23 protein-coding genes are annotated in these 25,075 nt (G+C 59.0%); 4 read left to right on the forward strand and 19 right to left on the reverse strand.

Going from position 1 to position 25,075, the window contains the following annotated elements:
- Positions 1-210 precede the first annotated feature (210 nt).
- The 10 genes from ASD32_RS22155 to ASD32_RS22195 all read right to left on the reverse strand — a co-directional run bounded on the left by ASD32_RS22155 (position 211) and on the right by ASD32_RS22195 (position 8,559).
- Complete coding sequence (locus tag ASD32_RS22155) at positions 211-1,002, reverse strand: SDR family oxidoreductase (RefSeq protein ID WP_060640204.1); 792 nt, start codon at positions 1,000-1,002, stop codon at positions 211-213.
- A 22-nt stretch (positions 1,003-1,024) separates the two neighbouring features.
- On the reverse strand, positions 1,025-1,285 hold the full coding sequence (locus tag ASD32_RS30350; protein ID WP_200953632.1) for an isochorismatase family protein: 261 nt from the start codon (positions 1,283-1,285) through the stop codon (positions 1,025-1,027).
- Between the two features lie 10 nt (positions 1,286-1,295).
- Positions 1,296-1,502, reverse strand: coding sequence for a hypothetical protein (locus tag ASD32_RS30355; RefSeq protein WP_200953633.1), 207 nt, complete (start codon positions 1,500-1,502; stop codon positions 1,296-1,298).
- Between the two features lie 578 nt (positions 1,503-2,080).
- Positions 2,081-3,148, reverse strand: coding sequence for a 4-oxalomesaconate tautomerase (locus tag ASD32_RS22165; RefSeq protein ID WP_060640205.1), 1,068 nt, complete (start codon positions 3,146-3,148; stop codon positions 2,081-2,083).
- Positions 3,149-3,178: 30 nt separating this feature from the next.
- Positions 3,179-3,685 (reverse strand): tripartite tricarboxylate transporter TctB family protein, encoded by a 507-nt coding sequence (locus tag ASD32_RS22170; protein ID WP_060640206.1) that lies wholly within the window; start codon positions 3,683-3,685, stop codon positions 3,179-3,181.
- Entirely contained in the window at positions 3,682-4,671 is a 990-nt protein-coding gene (locus tag ASD32_RS22175; RefSeq protein ID WP_060640207.1) for a tripartite tricarboxylate transporter substrate binding protein, read from the reverse strand. Before ASD32_RS22175 ends, ASD32_RS22170 begins: the two co-directional genes overlap by 4 nt.
- Before the next feature lie 28 nt (positions 4,672-4,699).
- Entirely contained in the window at positions 4,700-6,220 is a 1,521-nt protein-coding gene (locus ASD32_RS22180) for a tripartite tricarboxylate transporter permease (protein ID WP_060640208.1), read from the reverse strand.
- A gap of 1 nt (position 6,221) precedes the next feature.
- Positions 6,222-7,106: a DUF1932 domain-containing protein gene (locus ASD32_RS22185; protein ID WP_060640209.1), complete on the reverse strand. Its 885-nt coding sequence runs from the start codon at positions 7,104-7,106 to the stop codon at positions 6,222-6,224.
- Positions 7,107-7,153: 47 nt separating this feature from the next.
- Positions 7,154-7,828 (reverse strand): 4-carboxy-4-hydroxy-2-oxoadipate aldolase/oxaloacetate decarboxylase, encoded by a 675-nt coding sequence (locus ASD32_RS22190; RefSeq protein WP_060640210.1) that lies wholly within the window; start codon positions 7,826-7,828, stop codon positions 7,154-7,156.
- Complete coding sequence (locus ASD32_RS22195) at positions 7,825-8,559, reverse strand: PIG-L deacetylase family protein (RefSeq protein WP_060640267.1); 735 nt, start codon at positions 8,557-8,559, stop codon at positions 7,825-7,827. The genes ASD32_RS22190 and ASD32_RS22195 overlap by 4 nt, the downstream gene beginning before the upstream one ends.
- Before the next feature lie 110 nt (positions 8,560-8,669).
- Here ASD32_RS22195 and ASD32_RS22200 point away from each other — a divergent pair, with 110 nt between their 5' ends.
- Positions 8,670-9,893 (forward strand): LysR substrate-binding domain-containing protein, encoded by a 1,224-nt coding sequence (locus tag ASD32_RS22200; RefSeq protein ID WP_060640211.1) that lies wholly within the window; start codon positions 8,670-8,672, stop codon positions 9,891-9,893.
- A 195-nt stretch (positions 9,894-10,088) separates the two neighbouring features.
- Here ASD32_RS22200 and ugpC read toward each other — a convergent pair whose 3' ends face one another.
- The 6 genes from ugpC to ASD32_RS22230 form a co-directional block, all read right to left on the reverse strand.
- The gene (gene ugpC, locus ASD32_RS22205) at positions 10,089-11,138 is read right to left on the reverse strand and encodes a sn-glycerol-3-phosphate ABC transporter ATP-binding protein UgpC (protein ID WP_060640212.1); all 1,050 of its coding nucleotides are present in this window, start codon (positions 11,136-11,138) and stop codon (positions 10,089-10,091) included.
- A gap of 65 nt (positions 11,139-11,203) precedes the next feature.
- The gene (locus tag ASD32_RS22210; protein ID WP_060640213.1) at positions 11,204-12,694 is read right to left on the reverse strand and encodes an FGGY family carbohydrate kinase; all 1,491 of its coding nucleotides are present in this window, start codon (positions 12,692-12,694) and stop codon (positions 11,204-11,206) included.
- On the reverse strand, positions 12,691-13,770 hold the full coding sequence (locus tag ASD32_RS22215) for a hypothetical protein (RefSeq protein ID WP_060640214.1): 1,080 nt from the start codon (positions 13,768-13,770) through the stop codon (positions 12,691-12,693). Before ASD32_RS22215 ends, ASD32_RS22210 begins: the two co-directional genes overlap by 4 nt.
- A 9-nt stretch (positions 13,771-13,779) precedes the next feature.
- Positions 13,780-14,604, reverse strand: a complete 825-nt coding sequence (locus ASD32_RS22220; RefSeq protein ID WP_060640215.1) for a carbohydrate ABC transporter permease — start codon at positions 14,602-14,604, stop codon at positions 13,780-13,782.
- Positions 14,601-15,449, reverse strand: a complete 849-nt coding sequence (locus ASD32_RS22225; RefSeq protein WP_060640216.1) for a sugar ABC transporter permease — start codon at positions 15,447-15,449, stop codon at positions 14,601-14,603. Before ASD32_RS22225 ends, ASD32_RS22220 begins: the two co-directional genes overlap by 4 nt.
- Positions 15,450-15,531: 82 nt before the next feature.
- Positions 15,532-16,815, reverse strand: a complete 1,284-nt coding sequence (locus ASD32_RS22230) for a sugar ABC transporter substrate-binding protein (protein WP_060640217.1) — start codon at positions 16,813-16,815, stop codon at positions 15,532-15,534.
- A 283-nt stretch (positions 16,816-17,098) separates the two neighbouring features.
- Between ASD32_RS22230 and ASD32_RS22235 the strand changes: the two genes are divergently transcribed.
- The 3 genes from ASD32_RS22235 to ASD32_RS22245 all read left to right on the forward strand — a co-directional run bounded on the left by ASD32_RS22235 (position 17,099) and on the right by ASD32_RS22245 (position 21,110).
- A complete protein-coding gene (locus ASD32_RS22235) occupies positions 17,099-18,826 on the forward strand; it encodes a class I mannose-6-phosphate isomerase (protein ID WP_060640218.1) in 1,728 nt (575 codons plus the stop codon).
- Between the two features lie 78 nt (positions 18,827-18,904).
- Entirely contained in the window at positions 18,905-19,924 is a 1,020-nt protein-coding gene (locus ASD32_RS22240) for a LacI family DNA-binding transcriptional regulator (RefSeq protein ID WP_060640219.1), read from the forward strand.
- Between the two features lie 31 nt (positions 19,925-19,955).
- Positions 19,956-21,110 carry an AGE family epimerase/isomerase gene (locus ASD32_RS22245; RefSeq protein ID WP_060640220.1) on the forward strand — a complete coding sequence of 385 codons (1,155 nt, stop codon included), beginning with the start codon at positions 19,956-19,958 and terminating at the stop codon, positions 21,108-21,110.
- Positions 21,111-21,189: 79 nt separating this feature from the next.
- On the opposite strand, the gene pcaQ is transcribed toward ASD32_RS22245, so the two are convergent.
- From pcaQ to ASD32_RS22260, 3 genes are read right to left on the reverse strand one after another with little or no spacing between them, the layout of a single operon-like run.
- Entirely contained in the window at positions 21,190-22,125 is a 936-nt protein-coding gene (gene pcaQ, locus ASD32_RS22250; RefSeq protein ID WP_060640221.1) for a pca operon transcription factor PcaQ, read from the reverse strand.
- A 7-nt stretch (positions 22,126-22,132) separates the two neighbouring features.
- The gene (locus tag ASD32_RS22255) at positions 22,133-23,119 is read right to left on the reverse strand and encodes an ABC transporter substrate-binding protein (RefSeq protein ID WP_060640222.1); all 987 of its coding nucleotides are present in this window, start codon (positions 23,117-23,119) and stop codon (positions 22,133-22,135) included.
- Entirely contained in the window at positions 23,116-24,927 is a 1,812-nt protein-coding gene (locus ASD32_RS22260) for a thiamine pyrophosphate-binding protein (protein WP_060640223.1), read from the reverse strand. Before ASD32_RS22260 ends, ASD32_RS22255 begins: the two co-directional genes overlap by 4 nt.
- Positions 24,928-25,075: the final 148 nt, after the last annotated feature.

Genomic DNA, 25,075 nt, shown 5'->3' on the forward strand with positions numbered 1-25,075 from the left:
CGGGTTCGTACTTTATCCGAACGCGGCGGCGGGAGGTTCACAATCTCCACCTCAATGCTTTTCCTCTTGCGGCAAGGGCAATTGCACGGGAACCGGCGAAAGCCATGCGAAGGCGCAAACAGAGAACGTTGGCGACAGGGGTCACTACGCAACGCTTGCTGTAGGGCAGGCACCAATGGATGCCGCCGCGTTCTTTGCGTTATATTTTGCCTAGAGAGTATCGATCACCCCACCATCGACTCGTACGGAGGCTCCTGTCGTGGCCGACGCAAGCGGCGACGCCAAATAGGTCACAATATTCGCGACCTCTTCGACACTTGCCGCTCTCTGGATGATCGAAGTGCTGCGATGCTGTTTGACGAACGCCGCAGCCAGATCCTCAATCGGTAGGCCGGTCTTTTGCTGTTCACCCGCAAGCATGGCCTGGACACCCTCCGACAGCGTAGGGCCTGGAAGGACCGAGTTGACGGTGACGCCAGTGCCGGCCATCCGCTTCGCCAGACCCCGGGCAACGGCGATGTCGGCGGTCTTGCTGACGCCATAGTGGATCATCTCGACCGGGATGTTGAAGCCGGACTCCGACGCGAGGAAGATCACGCGTCCCCAGTTCAGCTTTTGCATGCCTGGCAGATATGCTCGAGACAATCTGACGGCCGACATGACGTTGACCTGCCAGTGCCGGTCCCAAACCTCGTCGTCCGCGTCAAAGAAGTCGATAGGCTGGAAGATGCCGGCATTGTTGATCAGGATGTCCGCATGGGGAACCTTGGCGACGAGTGCCTTGCATCCCTCTGCTGTTGACAGGTCGGCGGCCACCCCAGTCATACTTCCGGTGATCCCCTCGCCCTTGAGCCGTTCTACGGCCCTTGCGGTCTTGTCTTCGGACCGGCCGTTGATGATAGTATCCGCGCCGGCCTTCGCAAGCTGTCGGGCGATTGCGTAGCCAATGCCCTCGGTCGATCCCGTCACCAATGCCGTCTTGCCTGTAAGGTCGATCTGCATTTCCCGGTGCTCCTACCTGAGTTCAGTGGCCTTCGATTTTGAAAAGTATATCTGCGAACCCGGGGACGGTCTCCTCCCTGTTCCAGTCCCGTTGCAGTTCGCAGATCAACTGCACCCACGAGACTGGTTTGCCGCCGGCCTGGACCAGCCTTGTCAGGCCCGCCTCATGAGCTTCGAGCGACGTTCCGCCGATGCAGTCGACGACCGGGTAGACTTCGAACCCCTCGTTGATCGCGTCGAGAGCAGGATGCACGAGGCAGACCTTGGTCCACAGGGCCGCCATGATCAACTTGTTACGGTCCGCGGCCCTTCACCGCGCGATTGAAATCCTCGTTCTCCCAGGGATTGATGGAAGTACGGTCGATCGGCTTCACGTCTGAGAGGGCGTCGGTGATCTGGATGGTCGGCTGGTTGCGGCCCGTCTGTACGTTCACCGTCGAAACGATGATCGGCATCTCGAAGAGCTTTGCAATCCGCGCCAGCGCCGTGATGTTGGCCACGGGCTCACGCTTCGACCGGGAGGCGATGGAAGACACCTGGACGGTCTGGAAGTCTATGATGTGTTGAGTTTCACTACGATTTGAGCCAGTTTTCCATTTCGCGCTGGCCCACTAAACCTCGTACGATAAATTGATCGGACATAGCTTTTCTTGGTCTAACTGGATCACGGCGAAATGGAAAAATTGGTTAAACTTATGTGGTAATCAACACTGTGAGCGGATGGGGAGTCTTAGGTGCGGTTGCTGTTCTTTATACGGCAGTGCTAGCGGCTTCGGTTTACCGTGAAGCCGATGATGGCGAATTCGCTTTCGGCGAAGCACACGTTTAAATGGTGGCACGATAACCGGCGAAAGGATCTTAGTCTTTAAGCCAAATGACGGCCTTGCCGACAGGCTCGGCGTTTGTCTAATGTTCGGTCGGCTTACCTCGATACATGCCGTTGCTCGTTGACGGAAACCGGGGCCGCCTGTGCTCGCATGATCATTATCGTCGCCTTAATGGGAATCGAACCCACTACAACCGCTTTTCTCAGTGTTTAAAACCCCTAAGTTGCTATGCGAAGCCGTATTCGGTCAGCTCACTTTGCAAATACCTGCCCATCGAAAAGCTTGCGGGCGGTGCGTAGGAACGAGCATTCCCCGAGCCCGCCTGGCGCATCCTTGTCGAGTTGCAGCAGGATTTCCATCCTACCGGTCGGATGCTCCACGGCGACCGTCTTATCCTCGCCCGCCGGAAGCATCGCCATGGAGGCCGCCGGGCTTTCGGGAAACATGCAGGCCGTCGCCACGCTCAGCGCGCCGAAGACGCCGATGGAGGCGTGCACGCGGTGGGGAATGAGGCTGCGGGTCATGATGGCGCCGCCGCCGGTCGGCGGGGCGACGAGCGTCATCTTGGGCACGGATTTCTTCTCGACGTCGCCGAGGTTCATCAGAGGACCTGCGGCAAGCCGGATGCGCTCGATGCGCACCTTGACCGTTTCGTTCGCTTCCAACTCCTCTCGGCTTTCATAACCCGTCAGGCCGAAATCCGTGGCGCGCATGACGACAACCGGCATGCCATTGTCGATCAGCGTGCACGTCACGCCATCGATCTCGGTTGCGGCCGAACCGGTCGGCAGCAACGCGCCGCAGCTGGAACCTGCGGCATCGGTGAAGGCGAGGTAGACGGGCGCTGCCGATCCCGGCACGCCATCGATATGCGCTTCGCCGGCATAAACCGGCCGGCCGTTCTCCGTGCGTATCCGCGCCACGGCGGATTGTGCGGTGTTCTCCATGAAGATGCGGATGGCGGTCTCGCCTTCGCCGGCCTTCACGAGGCCGCGCTCGATTGCAAACGCGCCGATGCCAGCAAGGATGTTACCGCAGTTCTGGCTGTCGCTCACGAGCGCCTGATCAACGTAGACTTGGAGAAACAGATAGTCGACGTCGAAACCCGGCCGGGTCGATGCACGTACGATGGCGACCTTGCTGGTCAACGGATCGGCGCCGCCTACACCGTCGATCTGGCGCAGATCGGGCGAGCCCATGATGCGCAGCAGAAGCTGGTCCCGCTCGGCCTGGTCGGACGGCAGGTCATCGGCGAGGAAATAGGCCCCCTTCGACGTGCCGCCCCTCATCATCATGCACGCGATGCCATCCGGCGTCATGTCAGTCACTCCTCTCGGTCCAAATTCAAATTAGGGAAGCGGCAGTTCAAGCAGCTTGCTGAACAGCCCATAGGCAATCGCCCAGAAGCCCACACCCGTCGCGATTGCGCGGATAAACGGCTTTTCTCCGGGAAAGAGCAGCGTCGCCACGCCCGTGCCGACGCCGAGGCAGAGTGCCAGGCCGACCCAGTTCGCGCTGAGCGCCACGGCAACGAAGAGGCCGAGCAGGCCGGCAACACGCGGCACGTCGATCCTGTCGCTCGAGCCGCCGAGGTCGATGCCGCGCAGGACCTGGATCAGATAGATTGCCGAGACGATAAGGCCAAAGACCGAGACCTGCATCGGCAGTGAACCCGGCCCGACATCGCCGCGCGAATGGCCGGCCGGCAGTGCAAGGCTCATAATGAGGAAGCTGGCATTCCAGGCGATGGAAATGCAAGCGGCGACGAGGTTCTGCCAGAAGTGCTTGCCGGTGGCCTCTCCGCCCGCTGCGGGGGAGAGGTTAGAACCGGAGACAGCCGAAGCCTGGGTCTTCATTGGGCGTATCCATTCGCTTTCAGGAATTCGAGCTGGTTGGTGAGATCGCTTTCCGCCCGCTTGGTGAATTCCTCTTCCTTCCAGTCCGGGCTGTCCTGAAACTGCTCGGTCTGGAACTTCTTCCAGTCTGCCGAAGCCGTCACCTTGTCGACCGCGGCCTGGATGGAATCGACCACATCGTCGGGCGTTCCGGCCTTCACGGCGATGCCGCGCCAGACCGCGCCTTCGATGTCGTAGCCTTGCTCCTTGAAGGTCGGCACGTCGGGCAGGAATTCGCTGCGCTTGTCGGTGGAAACGCCAAGCAACTTGATGTCGCCGTTCTTCACCTGCGCCAGGCCAGTCGATGGCGTCATCATCGCGGCGTCGATATGTTTGCCAAGCAAAGCGAGCGTCACCTTGCCGGAAGCATCATGCGGGATCCAGCCGCTTTCGAACCCGCCGGTTTTCATGAGCTGATACAGCATGTACTGGTGGAAGCCACCGGGCGCATGGCCACCGACCTTCTGGCCGCTCGGGTTTTCCTTCATGTATTTCACGAAATCGTCGACCGTCTTGAACTGGCTCTCGGACAGCACGGCCAGCGATGAGGGCTCCGACTGCATGGCGCGCAGCATGCGGAAGTCCTTGAGCTCGAAGGGAATGAGGCCCTGGGCGATGCCGAAGGTCAGCGTTCCCGTGAAGACGAGAATGTTGTAGCCGTCCGCCGGCTGCGTCATGATTTGTGAAACGCCGACAGCACCGCTACCGCCCGGCCGATTGTCGACCTTCACGGACCAACCGGACTCCTTTTCGAGAAGTTCGGCAAGCTTGCGGCCATAGACGTCAAGCGCTCCCCCGGCACCCGCCCAGACCACGAGCGTCACGCTCTTTTCCGGGAAGCCGGCCGCCATGGCGGGCGCTGGCAAGGCGACGCTCGACAGGGCGAGCGCCAGTCCCAGGGCTGCCCCTGTCATGCGAGTGCCGAATGTTCTTCTGTTGATCGTCATGTGTCTTCTCCTCCTGTTGAACTTTTGATCAGCGGGCAGCGCCGTTCGCCGCTTCATCGGCATCCACCCGGCGCCTGCGGCGGGCCTGGAGCCCTCGCCACAGCGGCGTTAGCAGGCTGACGAGGCTGAGCACGAGGAACAGCAGGCTCACCGGATCGGTGATGAAAATCATGTAGTCGCCCTGCGAAGAAACGAGCGCCGTGCGGTAGTTGGATTCCACGAGGTAGCCGAGCACCATGGCGAGAACGATGGGCGCAACCGGGAAGCGCAGCTTCTTCATGAGATAGCCGACGACGCCGAAGCCGAGCATCAGATAAACGTCGAACATCAGGTTGCGGATTGCGAAGGCGCCGAGCACGGCAAACGCCATGATACCGACCGCGATCACCGCATCCGGCAGGCGCATCACCCGCGCCATCAGCGGCAGAAACAGCGAGCCCGCGGCATATTGCACCAGCGACGCGATGATCGTGCCGAAAAGGATCGCGTAGACCAACGAGGGCGCCTCGGTGAAGAGCTGCGGGCCGGGATGCAGGCCATGCATGATCAATGCGCCAACCATGATGGCGGTCGTCGGCGAACCCGGCACGCCGAGGGCGAGAAGCGGAACGAGCGCACCGCCGACGGTCGCATTGTTCGCAGCCTCGGGTGCGGCAATGCCGTTTGCCGACCCTTTGCCGTACTCTTCCGGATGCGGATCGCGCGATCGGGCATAGTCGCGGGCGACCCAACATGCGATATTGCCGCCGACGCCGGGCAGAATACCGAGCAGGGTGCCGATGACCGAGCCGGACAGCATGGACCGCCAGGTTTCCTTCCACAGTGCCCCCGACATGAAGACGTGGCCGACCTTGTCCTTGATGACAGGCGCTGCCGCCACGCGGTTCTCGATCATCACCAGCGCTTCCGACACGGCGAAGAGGCCGATGAGCGCGGCGAGGAACGGCACGCCTTCATAAAGCTCGAAAAGGCCGAAGGTGAAGCGCGGCGTGCCGGCAATGGGATCGATGCCGATCGTCGCGAGCGCCAGGCCAAAGGCCGCGCAGACGAGGCCCTTGACCAGCGAGCCGCCGGAGAGTGCTGCAACGGAGGTGAGCCCGAACACGCCGACGGCAAAATAACCTGCCGGGCCGAACTTCAGGGCGAGCGACGCCAGCGGCATGGCCAGCAGCAGCAGGGCCAGGCCACCGAAGACGCCGCCAACGGTCGATGCAGTCAGCGAGATCGAGATCGCCTCGTTCGCCTTGCCCTTGCGCGCCATGGCGTATCCGTCGATCGCGGTGGCCGCCGCCGCCGCCGTGCCGGGCGTCGAGAGCAGGATCGCACTGATCGATCCGCCATATTCGGCCGAGGTGTAGAGCGAGATCATCATCAGCATGCTGAGCTCGGGGCCGAGATTGTAGGTGAAGGGGATGAGCAGGCTCAGCCCGATCGACGGGCCGAGGCCCGGCAGCGCGCCGATGACGATGCCGAGCAGAGCGCCAATTATGAGGACCGCCAGGCCCGAAAAAGAGAAGATGACGCCGAGCGACTGGATAATGCCATCCATGTCAGAGGTCCTTTGCCAGGCGGCGTGCCAGCACGGGCACGAAACCGCGATATCCGTCGGTCACGGCGAGGCCCTGATCCTTCATCGCCGCATGGGCGCTGGCGATCGTCTCGCAGGCGGCCCGCGACATGGAAGCCTTCAGCCCCAGCGACTCAATGGTTTCAGCCGCCTCGGTCATCTCGGTCACGCGACGCGCGCCATGTTCGAAGGTTCGCGACAGGTAGTAGTCCGCGATCTGCCGCCAGTCGAGCCCCGGAAAGGTTTCCCCAACGGAATCGAGGATGCGTTCGGTGACGCCAGCCCGTTCCGCCGAGGAAAGCGCCTCGATCAGCAACGCTTCCACGCCCTTGATCATTACCGAACGAATCATCTTCAGCGAGGAGGCCTGGCCGGGCGTGTCGCCGACGGCCTCAAGATTCATGCCGAGCGCGTTCAGCCGCTCGGCCGCCTCGCCCGCCCGCTTGCCGGCAACCAGGATCGGTACTTTTTCCGCATAGGGCGGCACCCGCGCCATGACGGCGCCTTCGACGAAACTGCCCTTGCCGGTCTCGATTTCCTTCGCAGCAAGCGCCTTGGTATCGGGACCGACGGAGTTGAGATCGATGAAGATGGCGTTTGCCGAAAGATAGGGGGCTGCCGAGGCGGCAACAGCCTTGGTCGCCGCACCGACGACGAGCGACAGCACGACATCCGCCGAAGCGATATCCGCAATGTCGTCGAGCGGCTGCACGCCCCGCTCGGCTGCGATGCCGCGCAGGCCAGCCGAGGCCGCCGGATCCCGGAAGCGCAGGTCGTAGGCGGCAAGCCGCACGGCGTTGCGGCCATTGAGGCCGCCGGCGATGGATTGCGCCGCCTCGCCGAAGCCGATGAAAGCAATCGTGGTCATTCTTCCTCCCGTGCGGAAAAGGTTCCTCCACCTTCCCCGGCTTTCGATCAATCGATGTAGTTCAGCCCCTTGGCGGCGAGCGCCTCGCGCATCTTGTAGATGTCGAGACCCAGTTCGCCCGCAGCAAGCCGCTCACGCGTCTGCCGTTCCTTTTCCAGCCGCGCCCTGGATGCCTGAAGTGCAGTTTCGGCCTTGGCCTTCGGCACGACCATCACGCCGTCGTCATCCGCGACGATGACGTCGCCGGGCGCGATACTCGCACCGGCACAGACGATCGGAACGTTGACGGAGCCGAGCGTCGCCTTGACAGTGCCTTGCGCGGAGACGAAACGCGACCAGACGGGAAAGCCCATCTCCTCAAGTTCCGCAATGTCGCGAACGCCAGCTTCGATCACCAGTCCGCGCACGCCACGCACCTTGAGCGATGTCGCGAGCAACTCGCCGAAATAGCCGGCATCGCACAACGAGGTCGGAGCGACGACGAGAATGTCACCCTCCTGGCATTGTTCCACCGCCACATGCAGCATCCAGTTGTCCGCCGGCGGGATCGAGACCGTCACCGCGGTGCCTGCCACGCGGGCGCCGCAGTAGATCGGCCGCATATGAGACTGCATCAGGCCGACGCGGCCCATGGCTTCATGCACGGTCGCCGCACCGCATTCCGCCAGTCCATCGACGATGTCGAGCGGCGGCCGCTCGATAGACCGGTGTACGACGTTCATGCCCGCGCTCCATGGCCGAGCGTGCCGGTGACATGCGGGAATACCGCTTCATAGGCCTCGCCATAGGTAACCTTGTAATCGGAATTCCGCGCAGCCTGCACGCCGCGCTGAAGGGCGACGCGGGTATAATATTCCCAAAGATGTTCCTGGCCTTCCATGCACTTGATGGCCGCCAACTTCTTCTCCCAGATATCGGTAATGTCGAGAAGGAAATTGGGCTTCCAGTTGCACTGTTCCGGCTGGTGTGGCTCGAAGAGATAGACCGGCGGCGCACCGAGAACAGGAACGTCCGGCTTGTGGCCGTGCGCCTGCGCGATGACCCGCGCATGTTGCGCGACCTCGGTCGCCATCGGATGGTCGAAATTATAGGGGTCCTGGCGGGAGTGGGTCAGCATGAATTCCGGGCGGATCTCGCGATAGAGATCGACCAACCGATCAAACGCCTCGGGCGTCATCTGCATGGGATAATCGCCTAGATCGTAGAACTGTATATCATAAACCCCGAGGGCCCTGGCGGCATTTTCCGCCTCGCGCTTGCGATCGGCCTTTACGGCTTCGAGCGTCATGCCGGCCTTGCGCCACAGCTTGGCGGATTCGCCGCGCTCGCCGAACGTCAGACACACAACGGTGACGTCATAGCCCTGCTTTGCGTGGGCCGCGATCGCGCCGCCGGCCCTCCAGACGAAGTCGGCGGAATGGGCGCTGACGACGAGTCCGGTTTTCTGATGCATATCCATGCTCCTCCATTTTCGAGGGCACACTCGCACCGATCGGGCACTCGGCGCTAATATGAAAGCCGCGCCGTGTTATAGTTTTTTGCGAATCAGTTTGTTAGACAGAAATGATCACGACCGACCTCAATCTTCGTCACCTGCGAGCTTTCATACAGGTCTGCGAAACGGGCAGCCTAAACCGGGCAGCCGCAGAGCTGAATGTCTCGCAGCCCTCCGTCTCGGTCGCACTTGCGGGCATCGAGACGCGTTTTGCCGCAAAGCTCCTTACTCGCTATGCCGCCGGCAGCCAGCCGACAACCGCCGGCGAGGTGCTTCTCGCGCGGTTGCGCCGCATGGAGAACCAGCTCGCCTCGGCACTCGGCCAAACGCTTGGCGCCAGCACGCAGCGCGACCCCGCGCTGATCTCCAAGACCCTCGCTCGGATCGGCTTTCGCCAAATCGAGGCGCTGATTGCGTTGGCCGGCGGCGGGTCGATCACCGAGGCGGCACGCGCCGGAGGCGGCTCGGCGGCGGCGCTGCATAGAACGCTGCACGAATTGCAAGCCAATGTCGGCAAGGCAATTCTCGTTCGCAGCCCGAGCGGCGTGACGCCGAACACTTTGGGCCGCCGCCTCGCCATGCGGTGGCAGGTTGCCCTTACCGAGATCGAACAGGCCGTCGACGAGCTGAAGGAACTCGAAGGCCGCATGGAGGGACGGATCAAGATCGCCAGCCTGCCGCTTGCCCGTACCCTGCTTCTGGCACGCGCGCTCAATCCGCTGCTGGCCGCCCATCCGAATGCCCGCATCGAAGTGATGGATGGCTCCTACGAGCTTCTGTCGCAGCAGTTGCGCGTGGGGGCGAGCGATATATTGATCGGCGCACTGCGCTCGGGAAGTGATCTGGCGGGTCTGAGAACGGAGGCGTTGTTCGACGACCCATATGCGATCGTCGGTCGGCCGCGGCACCCGCTTGCGGCGAGCGGTTTGCCCGCATCGCTTGATGACCTCGCACGGCAGGAATGGGTCGCTCAGCGGCCGGGAACGCCCATACGCGCCGCCTTCGACGCCCTGTTTAAGATATGCCCCGCGTTGCCGCGCGCTAGCATCGAGACTAGCTCGCTTGTTCTTACCCGCGCCATCATCCTGGAAAGCGACCGCCTTTCGATGCTTTCGCGCCGTCAGATTGCTGTCGAGGAACGCGAAGGGCTTTTGGCCTGCGTGCCCGTTACACAGGAAGTGCTAGAGCGTCTCGGCACACGCACCATCGGCATCACCGTGCGTGAAACTTGGCTGCCCAGCAGGCTGCAATCCATCTTCCTTGATCACATTCGTTTGGCGGCGGCGTCATAGAACGCTGTCATGTTCTCATGGCCCGACGGCGGATGCGCATTCAGCAACGTTCCGCCTGTGTCGAGTTTGATAAACACCTTTTGTCGAACCGTGATTGTATGGCTGCTCTTGAACAGAGTTGACCGTAGACCCGTTTTCCCACACGGGTCACAAATTCGAGGTCTTTCTCGGCGAAAAAAGGAAATATGCCTGGAATCAAAGCCTCTTCTCGGAACTCGCATCGAACACATGAACATCTTGGCTGTTGATGGAGACGCGAATTTTTTCGTCTTGCGTGACGGTCAGTGTTGGATCGACTCGCATCAAGAACGGCTGGCCTGCCACTTCTCCATGGATCATCGTATCCGACCCTAGAGGCTCGATAATTTTTGGCACGAATTCGATCGCGCCGCTCGGATCGATCCGTAGTTGCTCGGGCCTTAGCCCAATAACCACAGATGTTGGATCAGTAATTTTCGTATTGGAAGCGATCCGGGCGCCAGACGCCAGGTCGACATCGGCTCCAGACGTTGTTCCGCGCAGAAAATTCATCGGATAGGTTCCGACGAAATCTGCGACGAACAGCGATGCTGGCCGGCTGTAAAGTTCAAGCGGTGTCGCGACCTGTTCGATCCGCCCTTTGTTCAACACCACCACACGGTCCGCAAGAGTCATCGCTTCGACCTGGTCATGGGTCACGTAAAGTGCCGTCGTCTTCAGCGTCTTCTGCAACTGTTTGATTTCAAGTCGCATCTGCCCGCGCAGTTTCGCGTCAAGATTGGAAAGCGGTTCATCAAACAGGAATGCGACAGGCTCGCGAACGATCGATCGCCCCATAGCGACACGCTGCCGCTGTCCGCCGGACAGTTGTCTGGGCTTGCGTGACAAGTAGTCTGAAATCCCGAGGATCTTTGCGGCCTTTTGGACTTTTCCCTCGATCTGATTTTCCTGGGCGCCGTTAATCCTCAGCCCGAAGGACATGTTCTCTTTCACACTCATATGGGGGTAAAGCGCATAGTTTTGAAAAACCATCGCGACATTGCGCTTTTGCGTCGTGACATCGTTGACCGCGACACCATCGAAACGGATCTCTCCCGATGATATTTCTTCAAGTCCCGCGACCATGCGCAGCAATGTCGACTTGCCACAGCCGGAGGGTCCGAGAAGAACGACAAACTCTCCGTCCGCGATCGTCAGATCGACGGCATCGACGCCCGTGACGGCGCCATATTTTTTTGTTGTCTTGACCATTTCGATAGAAGCCATGGCTTTATACCTTTCTCTCCTACACCTGCGCGTCTACGTGGAGTGCGAGTGCGAGTGCGAGTGCGTCAAACTTCCAATGCGTTTATGGATTTCGCCAGCATTTCGGCTGGCGGCCAGCTGTCACGAAACAGGTTAAAGCGAGCGGCGATCGCCCCCTGGTTTCCTCCGGGTCGCGTTTCGCTTTGGAACTTCGGCCAATATTTTGCATCATCCGCAGAGCCGATGATCCCGAGCCCCAGAAATCCGGCGATCGCCGCCCCGATCGCTGTCGAATGTTCGGCGTTCAGCAAAGTGCGTGTCGGTTGGCCAACTGCGTCGGCAAACCTCTGTTGAAACAATCCACTCTGGCCGAACCCGCCTGTGATCGTCAGCGGGCTGATTGTGCGCCCGAGGCTGCGGAAAACATCGAGGATGAGCCGCATCTGAAAACAGACACCTTCCATCACCGCATTGGCCATGTCGTTCGGTCCGTGATCGCGATTGAGGCCAAAGAAGGTTCCCGCAGGAAGCGCTGTCCAATACGGCGTCCGCTCTCCTTGCAGATACGGCAGGAAGCAGGGCTCCCTGCCCTCGGGCTGTCCTTCCGCCAAAGCGATATCGGCAATTTCACGTGGCGATTTGCCCAGGAGCCTGGCAACCCATTCGATGGAGGCGCCTGCCGCCTGCATCGATCCCGTCTCGACGTAGAGACCGGGAATAATATGCGCAAACGTTGCCAGACGCCGATCCGCATCGACGACGGGATCGGCGGAGGTGAAGGAAATCCAGGCACTGGTCCCGAGGGCCGCATAAGCATCCCCTTGAAGAAGGGCACCGGCGCCAGCGGCTGTCGCCGGTCCATCGCCGCCGCCCATGACGACCGGCAATCCTGCAGAAAGCCCAAGGAGCGTCGCCATATCCTGCGACAATGGACCCGCAATGGTGGTCGACGATAGAATTTCGGGAGCGAGCCTCTCGTCGATCCCGTACAAGGCAAGGAGATCATTGGCCCACCCGCCCTTTCGAAGGTCGATTAGGCCGGTGCAGGAGGCATCCGAGAGGTCCGTCGCCAATCGGCCGGTGAGCTTAGCGACGATCCAGTCTTTCGGCTGAATGAACGCGTGGGCCTGGCGCATCAAGTGGGGTTCGTTCCGGTGAAGCCATGCCAGTTTCGGCGCCGTGTAAGTTGCAGTGGCCGGGTTGCCGGTCACCGCATAGAGCCTGTCGGCTCCGGCCGTATCCGATGCAGATTTCGCCTCCTTTTCTGCGCGCTGATCGGACCAGATAATACAAGGCCGCAAGGGATCGAACGCCCTGTCGACAATCAGCCCCGCAGACATCTGACCGGTGAAGACGAGGCCCTTCGCATTGGCGAGAGAAAGTTTCTGGCCAAGGGTCTGCAATGCCTCTATCAGCGCTCGGAGCCAATCCGCCGGATCCTGCTCGGTCCATCCCTGTGGCGAAACCCTGGTCCCGTAACCCTGCCGCGCAGTGGCAAGCACCACACCCGTATCATCGACGAGAGCAGCCTTAAGCGACGATGTACCGATATCCGCGGCAATGATCGTGTTGCTCATGGATCGACCCGTTCGAGCGATGAGGCTAACCGGCGGAAAACCGGGTGCGAGACATGTGTTGTCCAGGCGTTCTGCAGGTGTGCCGCTGCACGTCTTGCGTCGGGTTCGGCGCTGGCGATGATGGCGGAAAGAACTGGAATTGCCCCATCGATGTCTTGCCCGGCGTCGAATTCCGTCAGCACGGGCTCCATGAAACGTTCTTCCGGCGCGAATTTACGCCACGGATCGCGCGCAACGGTTTCGATCCGGCGGGAAATTGCGGGGTTTCCCAACCTCCGGATGTTCAGGGCCTGATAATCCGCCAATTCCTGCGCATCAAAGCCGAACACGCGAACGAGATGATGTCGCAGCAGCGTCAGTACCGGCTCGAGACGTTGTAGGATATCGCGATCGTTGATCGCTTGATGAAGGTAGGAATATCCTTTCGCCTTGCCGAGGAAAGACATGGCATCTGCGAGCGTGTTGACGAGGTAACGCTTCCGGAAAAACAGCCGGTCAACATCCGGCGCGACATCGGGGCCAGTGAACCAGGGGGCCCCCTCAAACTCGGCAACCCATTCCGTATAGGATTCGGTTTCGACAAGGATATCAGATGGAGAGGCTGCGCAGATGCGGTCCACCACGCAATCTGGGCATGATATGCTGCCTGCTAGCCCAGCATCAATATCCGCAAACAACGCCTTGATATGCGCACCGACCTTGCGAAGATTTTCACAACCGACAACGGTGCGCGGCGAAAGCGGGCTGTCTTCCCAGATCGCGGTCAGACGGGCGGCGACTGTGGGAAGATTGCTAACCTGCACCGAGGTTGTGACGAAATTAGTTTTGGCGATAAACGCGTTCAGATCGTCATCGTCCCGGCCAATCGCAAAAGCATGCACAACCGGGACGAAGATATCCTGACGCGTGCCGTTCTCCAAAACGGCGATGGGGTAGCCGCTTCTGTCACTGATCTGATCAACCAGCGCAATATTCGTGTCGGCAATAGCCAAGGGCACTTTTCTTGCGGCGAGCATCGGCAGGATAAGCCCGCGCCCAAGGGCACCCGCGCCAAAATGAAGCGATACCTGATCCATCCCGGCTCCCTACTTCAGCGCGCCGAGGCTCAGGCCCCGGACGAGATATTTCTGAAGGGTGATGACAAGAACGACAACCGGGAACGTTGCGATCAAGCCGGCCGCGGAGAGCTTACCCCAGTCCACAGCCAGGAAGCCGACATATTCCGTTCCCATGAAAACCGGTAAGGTCCGCACATTGATGCTGGTCAGCGTGATGGAGAAGAACAACTCGTTCCATGAGAGGATGAAAGCAAGCGCCGCAACCGTCACCAACCCGGGAGCCGCCGATGGCAGAACGATCTGCAGCAAGGTTCTCAATTTGGACGCCCCGTCCACATACGCCGCCTCCTCAACTTCTATAGGAAGCGCATCGATGAAGCTGCGCATCACCCAAACGATGAGTGCAAGAACGACCAGGACATGGGCGAGAATGAGCCCTGCCCTCGTATCGATGAGACCAAGTTGCTTATAGACCTGCAGCAACGGCACGACGATCACGATGGCCGGCAGCATCTTTGTTGAGAGAATGAATTCCGCCAGCTCGAACCGCCCGCGCATGCTCGATCGAGACAACGCATAGGCAAATGGAACGCCGATCAGCATGCCGATCAGCACCGAGCCGGTGGCGACGGTGAAACTGTCGAGCATGGCTTGCCTGAAGCCGGAAGAGCGCAGCACTTCCGTATAATTGGCCAGGGTCGGGACGAATATGAACTTGGGTGGAAAAGCGATCGTATCGAGTTTTCCCTTCAGCGACTGTAGGATCATCCAGGCAACCGGAGCAAGGATGATGGCATTGCCGATGACCAGCCAGAGATAGGCGAGTGTGCGGGCAAAAACGGAATGCTTCATGAGGAGCCCTCCTTGAGCAGCGCGCGGCCGATGGGGCGCGCGCAGATCAGCGTGACCACGAGCAGCACGACACCGATGGTTGCTGCCGTTTCCGGCTTGAAAAACTGAAACGCTTCCTTGTAGGCTCTGATCACCATGGTCTCGGACGAACGCCCCGGGCCGCCCTGCGTCATGACGTAAATCGCGTCGAAAGCCTTGAACGCTTCCATGAAACGAAACACGAATGTGACGAGCATCACGTCGCGAAGAAGTGGTATGGAAATCTTGAAGAGTTCCTGACGGGCATTCGCACCGTCAATACGGGCAGCCTCCATGACATCGCCAGGCAGAGAACGAAAGCCGGCATGCAGAATGGCAAAGCAGAATGGCGTCCACTGCCAGATATCGACCATCATGACCGTGGCAAGCGCCGTCGATGTTCCCGTTGCCCAGCCCGGGCCGGCGATCCCCACCATCTTCAACACGGAATTGACGACACCCAATGCAGGATTAAGCATCATGCCGAAGGTCAGGCTAGAAACGACAGGCATCATTGCAAGCGGAATGATCAGGATGGAGGAGAAAAACCGCCGTCCGACCGTCACGAACTCGAGACTGTAGGCGAACAGAAAACCGAGGAACATGCTGATGACGGTGGATCCGATGGTGAAGACCAGAGTGTTGCGAACCACCGCCCAGAACCCGTCAAGCGATGCCATGGATCCGAAGTTGGACAGCGTCAGTCCGTCGGCGCCCCAGAAGGCATTTTTCAAGGTGATGATGGTGGGGTAGATCAGCAGCGACAGAAGCGTAACAGCGACAGGCAGCGTGAGCATGTAAGCGAACTTGGAACGTCGCAGAAGCATCGGCAGAACTCCGATAGTCAATTCGTGAATCGTGCCCCTGGAAGGGGGCACGATAAAGGTCGAAATTACATCGTGCTTAACCTCAAACCAGGATTTTTTCCCATTCGGACTGCACCTTGTCGAGTGCCTCGCTCGCCTGCACGTTGCCCAGAATGGCCTCTTGGACCTGCGCGCGCAACGGGTCCATGAGTTCGAAGAACTTGAGGTTGGCCGGAGAGACAACGGCAGTTTCCAGTGATGTGCGGACAGCCTCCAGGAACTCGTCCGGGAAGACGCTCGACAATCCTTCGAGCTTCCAGGCAGAGGCGCGCGGAGCAAGGACACCCTTCATGGCGATCTTTGCCTGCAGGTCCTTGGATGTTGCCCATTGAAGGAACAGCCAGCCGGCTTCCGGCTCAGGCGCGTTGCTGGCGAGCGAAATTGTCCAGAAATGGGAGTGCCCATGGCGACCGCCCGGACCTTCGACGAATGGCGCAACGCCAACCTTGCCGACGATCGTAGACGATTCCTTGTCCTGCAGACGACTGTAGATTACAGACGAGTCCAGGAACATGGCTGCCTGACCCGAAAGCATCGCGGTATTGATCTCGTCCCAGCCGTAACTGGTCATTCCCGGGGGGCAATAACTCGCCAGTTTCACATAGGCTTCGAGAGCCTGTTTTGCTTCGCCCGAATTGATCAAAGGCTTCAGGTTGCCATCGACATATTCGCCACCAAAAGAACGCACGAAACCATAGAACGGCCACCAGTTGTCATTGCCGCCGCGCATGGTCATGCCCGAGACAGTGCCGCCTTCAGAAATCTTGGCAGCCGCAGCGATGGTTTCCGCAACCGTCTTTGGCGGTTCAACGCCGGCGGCTTTCAGCAATTCGGTATTGTAGACGAGCGTCTGCGCCTCGGCGGTGATAGCGACGCGGTCTGCATATTTACCGCCGATCTTCGAAACGTCGCGAGCCGCCGGGAAGAAGTCATCCCAGTCATAGGCGGCCTTGTCAGTCAGCTTTGCATTGTCGAGATAGGGAGCGATATCGCGCGTCCAGCCCTTCTCTTGATAGGAGGGCGCATCGTAATATTGCGTCATGAAGACGTCCTGACTGAACACGCCCCCAGTCAGATCTGCGACGATCTTGGTCAGATACTGCGCTTCCGGCAATTTCGTTAGCTTGACTGTGATGCCTGTCAGGTCCTGAAATTCGTTGATCATCGGCTCGATTGCCTCCTGCCAAGGATGGCGGGCCATGGCGACGCTGATCGTCTTTCCGGAATGCTGCTTCCAGTCAAAACTGGATTGCGCATATGCACTGCGCAAAAGATAGGGTGCAGCCAAAGCTGCACCCGTGGCCATTAGAAAATTGCGACGCTTCATGGTTTCCTCCCAAGCCTCCCAACCGATAGGGCTGATATTTCGATATACCTATATTTTGGTAGCGTCAAACGAAAAGACCCGGATATTGAGTGCTGGTCATAAGAATTTTTCATGATTATTGATAATAGACACTGCTTTGCCGAAATTTCTGGGCACTTAAACGAGAATGTCAATTCGATGGAGGGTAGGGAGAGATAAAAATGTTGCGTCAAATTGATATATCGTTATACCATAAGACGGGTATCGATTGGTTTCTTCGTGCCGGATTTTGGGAGGACCTACGGTGAGCTACGACAAACGACCAAGCGTAAAATTCGACAGTGGCGAAAAGCCGGTCGTCCGCGGATGGCCGTCAATCATGGACGAAATTCTCAGCGCTACTTCCGATGTCGCGATCTGCCTGGAAACCTATCCGGGCGTCGATTTAGCGGAGATCGAGGAGCAGTTTGTAACAGCTATGGACAACGTACTGGTCATCCGTGCTGCCGAACTTATGCTGCCCGAAACCAAACTCTCCACCATGCTTGACCGCTTCCTGACTGACGATCGTGTGTTCGGTTACATGGCACCATTTCAGATGTCGGAGTTTTTCGATCCCGAGAAAATCCTGAAAGCCAAGGCAAAAGCGGTTGAGGCACAGGGCAGTGGCAGGCGCGTTCTCATTATAGGCTGCGGTGCGGGGCTGGTGTTGGAGAGCGCTCTTCTCGTTTATGCCGATATGCCCCGTTGGGAGATCCAGAAGCGTATGCGCGCCGGCCAGCGGAATTTGACAATCGATAACCCGCGCGAAGATATTCTGGTCAAATACAAGCGCGGCTATTTCATCGAGTGGCGTGCAGCCGATCGGTGGAAAATGTCGCTTTTCGACCGCGTGCACACGTTCCTCGACACGACCATACCAGACGATCCCCGATCGATTGACGGCGAAACGATGCGTGCCGCCTTGCAGCACACCGTCACGCGCCCGTTCCGCGTTGTGCCATACTTCGACCCTGGCGTCTGGGGCGGTAATTGGATGAAGGACAAGTTCGAGTTGCCGGATGGCCCGGCCAATTATGCCTGGGGTTTCGACTGCGTACCCGAGGAAAACAGCCTTGTGCTTGATTTCGATGGTATGGAGTTCGAGATTCCGTCGATCAATCTCGTTCTTCGGCAACCCGAACAGTTACTCGGGGCACGTGTTTATTCGCGTTTCGGGCCTGAATTCCCCATCCGCTTCGACTTTCTCGACACGATCGGCGGCGGGAATCTGTCTCTTCAGGTCCATCCGCTGGCCGGTTACGCCCGTGATCAATTCGGAATTTCCTACACCCAAGATGAAAGCTATTACATTCTAGAGGCCCGACCGGATGCCTGCGTCTATCTCGGCATGAAAGACGGCGTGCGCGCAGACGATTTCTTTTCCGAACTTACAGCTGCGCAATCTGGCGGTTTGCCGCTGGATGTCGAAAAATTCGTCAACAAATGGCCAGCGGCCAAACATGATCACTTTTCCATACCGGCCGGAACGATCCATTGCTCGGGCAGCGGTTCGGTCGTTCTCGAAATTAGCGCCACACCCTATATTTTCACCTTCAAGCTCTGGGACTGGGGACGGCTTGGGCTCGATGGCCTACCACGCCCTGTCCATATCGATCATGGCAAGGCAGTTCTTCGAGAAGATCGGGACACTACATGGGCCGAGCGCGAGGTTATCGATCATATCGAGGTTTTGTCGGATAAAGATGGTGTTCGGGAAGAGCGGACGGGACTGCACCCGCTTGAATTCATCGAAACGCGACGCCACTGGTTTACGGAGAGAGTAGAACATTTCACGGAGGGCAGCGTGCATGTTCTCAACCTTGTTGAAGGTGACGGGATCATCGTCGAGAGCCCGGCGGGCACTTTCAAGCCCTTTAGGGCAGGATACGCGGAAACGTTCATCGTACCGGCCGGAGTCGAGGCCTATACGATCAGACCTGTCGATCCCACCCGGCCTCATGCAACAATTAGAGCGTCGGTCAGATCATAGAATTTTGCTCGGCTTGCATGTCTCCATCATTCGGGGATATTGCCGGAGCGTCACGCTTGAGGAGATGGATCGGATGTCATGAACCAGCGCATCAACATCGATGATATCGCGCAAGCCGCGGGCGTTTCCAAGGCGACGGTGTCGCAGGTTTTGCGCAATGCTGGACGCATATCGCCCGAGACCCGCGAGCAGGTGATGAAAGTCGCGCAGTCATTGGGCTACGTCTACAACCGCGCAGCTGCCAACCTGCGTGCGGGGCAATCGACGACGGTCGGCATCGGCGTCAGCTCATTGTCCAATCCTTTCTTTGCGGAACTCGTTTCAGGCGCTGCCGAGACGCTCGAGGACGCCGGCTTCTTCCCGATGATCGTCAATGTCGAGGACAATCTCGTTCGACAGCAACGCTTCGGCACGTCGCTGCGCGAAAATATGTGCGCAGGCGCTGTCCTCTGCGTCGCCCCTGATACGACGCCGAAGATGCTTGCCGAATGGAAGGCCGCCGTGTCGCATTGCGTCATGGTGCTGCGCCCGCCCAAAGCGGCCCTGTTCGATTTCGTCGGCGTCGATAACGTCGAGGGCAGTATGGCGGCGGCGCAACATTTGATCGAACTCGGCCATCGCACGATCGCCTATATTGGCGGAACATCGACTTCGACATCCCGCGAAGCCCGCATCAACGGCTGGCGACAAGTTTTGTCCGAAGAAGGGATCGAGGTCGGCGACGATCTCATCGAGCCATGCGGTGCAACCATTGCCGAGGGGTCCGAGGCCGTGCGGCGCGTGCTGAAACGGCGGCCGGATGTCACAGGAATCGTCTGTCATCAGGATATCGTTGCGTTCGGCGTGACGATCGGTCTACGCAAACTTTTGCTGGAGCCGGGCCGCGAAGTGTCCATTGTCGGCTTCGACGATATCTCGATGTCGGCGGAATGGGATCCGGCTATGACGACCATATCCGTCACGCCCCGCGCACTCGGCAATGAATCTGCACGACTGCTTTTGCGCCGGATCAACCAGCCCGACGCATCGTTGCAATCCATATTCATCCGTCCGAAGCTGATCATCCGTGCGTCAACCGCAGCCGTGCAGAATCGATGACCCACTTGGTTGAAGCCAAGGGAGATACCACTTGCCTCTTGAACGTCTGACGAAATTTTTCATCGAAGATGCTCTTCCCGTATGGGCAGATGTCGCATTTGATGCCGAAAACGGACATTTCATCGAAGCGTTGCAACTGGACGGCACGCCGGAACGGACTGGTATTGTGCGCACTCGTACGGCGGCGCGGCAAATTTATGTTTTCGCACAGGCATCCTTCCTGGGTGCAGGGCCCAAGGGTGCTCTTGAAAAAGCCGAAACCGCGTTTCGCCAGCTTCATGCCGTGGCCTGGATAGGCGGCAGCAGCCAAGGTTATGCGCGCGCATTCAACCGCTTTACTGGTGCGATCACCGACCCGGTCCGTGACCTTTATGATCATGCCTGTGTGCTTTTGGCGCTTGCTTGGTTGAGCAAGGCAAGCGGCAGGCCGGAATATCTGGGTCACATCGAAACAACGATGGACGCCATCGACCGGACGCTTGCGGCGCCGTCAGGTGGATGGGCGGAGGACAATCTGGGCACACTGCCGCGTCGCCAGAATCCCCATATGCATTATCTGGAGGCTTGCCTCGCCCTTTGGGAGACTGCTGGGTCTTCCCGTGCCGTCGAGTGCGCAGAAAAGATCATCGAGCTGTTCAAGACAAAGTTTCTGGCGTCCTCAACGGGACCACTTCGGGAATTTTTCGGATCTGCATGGGAGGTTTCCGCCGATTACCAATCAGAGCGGCTCGACCCTGGCCATATGGCCGAATGGGTCTGGCTGCTTCGCCGATACGCAAAGCTCAGCGGAAATAACGAAGACCTGCTCTGTGAGCATCTTCTGTCGACAGCCCTTGCCATCAGCGCAGACAGCGGCAATTCGTTTCTGGTCGACGAGGCCTCATTTGAAGGCAAGGCATTGAAACCGACCCGCCGCCTCTGGCCACAAGCGGAACTGTTAAAAGCGCACGTCATGCAGTATCGCGCGACGGGACATGCATCCTATCTTCATAAAGCCGCCTCAGTCGAGAATGAGCTTTTCACGTCATACCTTGCGCATGCTCCGAAAGGATGTTGGCGTGACAGCTTTTTGCTCGACGGTCAATTCAGTGCTGCGACAATCCCGGCAAGTTCGCTATACCACCTCTGGACGTTAATGCCCGAAGTATTAGCAGGCACCAACGGATTCAAGGTAACAAGTTTCTAAAGCAAAAACTCATCGCCTTGAAAGCAATCGAACCGCGAACCCGTACCGCATCTTGAGCCTGGTATTCTACCGTGTAACTTCAAACTCCGTGCTTCTCGGCATCAACAATCGATACGGCTTCTCGAATCGTCTGGATCAGGATAGAGACCGCCAGGGAGGGGATGACATCGGCGTGCGTGGTCAGCCCGACTGGCCCTCTTGTTTCGCGTGTATCGATCTGGAGCTTCGCTAAAAGGCCGCTTCTAATATCGCTGGCGACCACACCGGCGGAAATGATCCAGACCGCGTCAGTAATCTGGACAAATGCTCTCCCGAAGGCTTCTGAGAGAGTCTCGATCTGGTCAGGGAGGCGGCCCACGCCGTTGCTAATCAGGAGATTGTCGACAAGAGGCCGGATGATCGAGTCGCGCGTCGGCATTAGGATCGTAAAGTCGGGCAGGCTGGAAAACAGTGACGCCTTCCGGCCCAACAACGGATGTTCGCTGCGGACGGCAAAAGCCACCTGCTCGGAGTAAAGATGCTCGAAAGAGAAACCGGTCATCTTGTTGGTACCCGCAAGACGACCGACAACTAGATCGAGATCCCCGACACGCAGCTGCTCCAACAGCGTCGTATTTTCACCCGTGATAACTGTGACGCGGCTCGGGATTTTCTTCTTGAGAAACAAATGTACGACGTGCGGCATTATTTGAGTGGACACGGTTGGAAGTGCGCCGATCCGGATCACTGGCACCTCTTTCAATCGTTCTTGCGAAACAGCATCCAGTCCCTGCGTAACAGCGGTCAGCGCGGCGCCCGCGTGCCTTAAGAAAACGTCACCTTGTCGGGTGATCCTTATGCCGCGTCCGTCCTTTTGAAAGACGGCAACCCCCAGCAGAAGCTCAAGTTCTCTAATCGTTTTGGTGACGGCAGGCTGGCTGACATGCAAATTGTGCGCAGCTCTGCCCACGCTCTTCTGGCGGGCAACCTCCACGAACGTTTGCAAATGTCGAATTTTCACGCGGGCGTCTAACATCGGGATCTCAGATTACATAGTTCTCCAGAGTTGACGGATGGAAAAGCTCTTCTATCGCGACTTGACGCTTTGACAGCCCCTGCTTGTGGTGGGCGGCCGTGAAATATTCCAATACGTGCCTGTTGGGGCCGATGCCGTAGGGCCAAAAATCCTGCCCCATCAAAGACACCGCGCGGCGCAACTGCTCTTCGACAAAAGGTAAAGTGATCTTTGTGGCGGATGTCTCAGAAAGATGCTCGATGGCTAACTGCTTTGACTGCACAAATGCCTTGTAGACTGCCATGGGCAACCAGGGATGCTGTTCGGCCAGTGTCTTACGTATCCCAATAACGTGCATGATCGGGAAGATCTTGGTTTTATCGTAATATGCCATCGCCTCGGCTGTCGGATCGTTGAAAATCCAGCGTAGCGCTGTATTAGAAGGCACGAAGCTTGTGGGAGCGCGCGGCCCCATGAAGGCGTCGATACGGCCGTCTGCCAACATATCACGCAAAGTATCGGCCGGAGCGATTTCCTCGATCTCAACACCTTCGGGTAGGTCCAGCTTGACCTTTTCGACACGGCCTGGCTGCTCCAGACCGCCTCGAACCCATTTGATATCCTGCGGATCAACACCGTACTGGTCTTGGAGCAAGGCGCGGATCCAGACATTGGCGGTCAATTGCCATTCAGGAATACCGACGCGACGTCCTTTGAGCTGTGCGGGTTCGGTAATTCCACTATCAGAGCGCACGATGATGCCGGTATGCCGAAATGCGCGTGACACGAAGGCAGGTATGGCGACATAGGGCGCGTCACCTCGCGAGGTGCGCAACGTGTGCGAGGACAAAGACAATTCACAGATGTCGAATGCCTCGTGCCGCATGGCGCGGAAGAACATTTCCTCAGGCGTTAGCGTCATGATAATTGGATCGACACCATCAATCCTCGCATGGCCATCAATTAACGGGCGGTTGCGATCATAGTCACCGATGGCGACGGAAAGCTGTATCATTTCTTTTCTCCTGCATGGCGGTTCAGCGAGGCAGTCATCGCTGGCGTGTAGCCCGGTTCCACTCGAACATCGACGACCGCCACACCCCCTGACTCGACATGGGCAAGGGCATTTACAAACACTTCGACAAGCTGATCTGCCGACTTTACCGGGCCAAAGCCTACCGCGCCTTGTGCTTGCGCTATACCTACTATGCTGATTTCCGGATCGTCCATGCGCATACCTATCCACTTGTTTTCTACCGGCCGGCCACGCATCCGCGCCACGCGTTCCTGATGAACCTCGTCGTTGAAGAAGGACTGGTTATTGGCAACAATGTAGAGCAAAGGAATGCGATAATGCACGGCGGTCCAGATCGCGGTCACCCCCATGAGGAAATCGCCATCGCCCCCGATACAGACCGGCAAGCGGTCCATGTCCTTTAAGGCAAGCGCCGCGCCGACCGCGATACCGGGACCGCCGCCTATACCGCCGCCGCCGTCGGAGCCGAGGAAATCCAGTGGATGGCGGAAATGCCAGAACGAACCATCCCAGCCAAGAGGAAGATGAACGAAAGAAACATCGTGCTGCGCCGTCACCCGAGCCAACGCATGCGCAAGTTGTCCCATGACGATCGGCCCGGCGGTGAGGGCGGGATAGTCCGGCAAGGGCTGTGACGTCCGAGTCGTGTCTGTCGCGGATGCCGCACCGAGTGCTCCGCAGAGGCCGGCAAGGATCTGGTCGGGATCGGCCGAAAGCATGACGTCGATGGCAGGAAGGGCCTGGTAATCCATGTTCCAGCCGCGATGCAGCATGTGGTCCTGCGACACCTGGATGATCCTGGCCGTAGGCGAGCTACCCTCGAAGGCGGCGTCCAAAGTGCCACCGAGATCGACCCAGTCCAGCGACAGGATGACGTCCGCCGCGGCGATCGCCGTACGGGCTTCCGGAACGGCATAGATGCCGGGCGATCCCGCATGCAGCAGATGGTCTGTCGGGAAACTGGCGCCGATCTTCAGGTCGGTGACGACCTTGGCGCCCAGCTTTTCCGCAAGGGCGACCCGCAGTGCCCAGGCTCCAGGGTCGCGCGAGGCACGACCGGCGAGGATGACCGGCGTCCTGGCGCCCGAAAGGATCGCCGCGATTTCGGCCAGTTGTAACGCATCGGCACCGGCGCTGACGGAGGGGCGATATCGTGCCGCATCGATTTCCGATGTCGGATTGACGAGTTCAGCCTCCTGAAGTCCGGCGTCGAGATTGACATAGACCGGGCCCTTGGGAGAGGTGTTGGCGATCCAGTCGGCCCGCAGGATCGATTCCCGCGAGGCGAGCGCAGAGCCGGGCTGGTCGTCCCATTTGGTATAGTCGCGCACTAGTGCGCCTTGGTCACGGGACGTATGGATCCATTCGATCCAAGGCCGGCGCTTGGAGGCATCCACCGGGCCGGTGGCGCCAAGCACCACGACCGGCATGCGGTCGCACCAGGCGTTGAAGATGGCCATCGTCGCATGCATCAGCCCGACATTTGAGTGCGCGATCGCCGCCATCGCCTTTCCGGTCACCTTGGCCCAGCCATGGGCGATCGCCACGGCATGTTCCTCGTGCAGGCAGAGCAGCATCTGCGGCCCCTTGTTGCCGAGATAGTTGACGAGGCTGTCATGGAGGCCCCTGTAGCTCGCGCCGGGATTCAGCGCGACATAGCGGATATCCAGAGCACGGATCGCGTCGGCCATCACGTCGCTTCCGAAGATCGCGTCGAAACGATCCTGCAAAACAGGCTGTTCGACATCGGCGGGCGATCCCTGCAGGCTTGTGGTCGAATCCTTCATATCAGGCTTTCCTTCTGAACTCTTCGTCTTGTATGTCCGCCGCGCAGGCGGCGAGATCAAATACCGTTGGCTTGGACGAGCGGTAGCGTTTGCTTTGAGCTGGCCATGCCGGCGAAAGGGCGCATCACGCCCCATTGCCGCAAGGGTA

The sequence above is a fragment of the Rhizobium sp. Root483D2 genome, assembly GCF_001426685.1.
Classification (GTDB): Bacteria; Pseudomonadota; Alphaproteobacteria; order Rhizobiales; family Rhizobiaceae; genus Pararhizobium; species Pararhizobium qamdonense.

Bases quoted from the DNA above. Each gene is read 5' to 3' on its own strand.
- ASD32_RS22190 (WP_060640210.1), bottom strand. From the start codon at position 7,828: ATGAACGTCGTACACCGGTCTATCGAGCGGCCGCCGCTCGACATCGTC.
- ASD32_RS22255 (WP_060640222.1), bottom strand. From the start codon at position 23,119: ATGATACAGCTTTCCGTCGCCATCGGTGACTATGATCGCAACCGCCCG.
- ASD32_RS22225 (WP_060640216.1), bottom strand. From the start codon at position 15,449: ATGCTTCTGCGACGTTCCAAGTTCGCTTACATGCTCACGCTGCCTGTC.
- ASD32_RS22210 (WP_060640213.1), bottom strand. From the start codon at position 12,694: ATGAGCAACACGATCATTGCCGCGGATATCGGTACATCGTCGCTTAAG.
- ASD32_RS22155 (WP_060640204.1), bottom strand. From the start codon at position 1,002: ATGCAGATCGACCTTACAGGCAAGACGGCATTGGTGACGGGATCGACC.
- ASD32_RS22230 (WP_060640217.1), bottom strand. From the start codon at position 16,815: ATGAAGCGTCGCAATTTTCTAATGGCCACGGGTGCAGCTTTGGCTGCA.
- ugpC (WP_060640212.1), bottom strand. From the start codon at position 11,138: ATGGCTTCTATCGAAATGGTCAAGACAACAAAAAAATATGGCGCCGTC.
- ASD32_RS22215 (WP_060640214.1), bottom strand. From the start codon at position 13,770: ATGGATCAGGTATCGCTTCATTTTGGCGCGGGTGCCCTTGGGCGCGGG.
- ASD32_RS22185 (WP_060640209.1), bottom strand. From the start codon at position 7,106: ATGACCACGATTGCTTTCATCGGCTTCGGCGAGGCGGCGCAATCCATC.
- ASD32_RS22240 (WP_060640219.1), top strand. From the start codon at position 18,905: ATGAACCAGCGCATCAACATCGATGATATCGCGCAAGCCGCGGGCGTT.
- ASD32_RS22220 (WP_060640215.1), bottom strand. From the start codon at position 14,604: ATGAAGCATTCCGTTTTTGCCCGCACACTCGCCTATCTCTGGCTGGTC.
- pcaQ (WP_060640221.1), bottom strand. From the start codon at position 22,125: ATGTTAGACGCCCGCGTGAAAATTCGACATTTGCAAACGTTCGTGGAG.
- ASD32_RS22200 (WP_060640211.1), top strand. From the start codon at position 8,670: ATGATCACGACCGACCTCAATCTTCGTCACCTGCGAGCTTTCATACAG.
- ASD32_RS22165 (WP_060640205.1), bottom strand. From the start codon at position 3,148: ATGACGCCGGATGGCATCGCGTGCATGATGATGAGGGGCGGCACGTCG.
- ASD32_RS22195 (WP_060640267.1), bottom strand. From the start codon at position 8,559: ATGCATCAGAAAACCGGACTCGTCGTCAGCGCCCATTCCGCCGACTTC.
- ASD32_RS22180 (WP_060640208.1), bottom strand. From the start codon at position 6,220: ATGGATGGCATTATCCAGTCGCTCGGCGTCATCTTCTCTTTTTCGGGC.
- ASD32_RS22260 (WP_060640223.1), bottom strand. From the start codon at position 24,927: ATGAAGGATTCGACCACAAGCCTGCAGGGATCGCCCGCCGATGTCGAA.
- ASD32_RS22175 (WP_060640207.1), bottom strand. From the start codon at position 4,671: ATGACGATCAACAGAAGAACATTCGGCACTCGCATGACAGGGGCAGCC.
- ASD32_RS30350 (WP_200953632.1), bottom strand. From the start codon at position 1,285: ATGGCGGCCCTGTGGACCAAGGTCTGCCTCGTGCATCCTGCTCTCGAC.
- ASD32_RS22170 (WP_060640206.1), bottom strand. From the start codon at position 3,685: ATGAAGACCCAGGCTTCGGCTGTCTCCGGTTCTAACCTCTCCCCCGCA.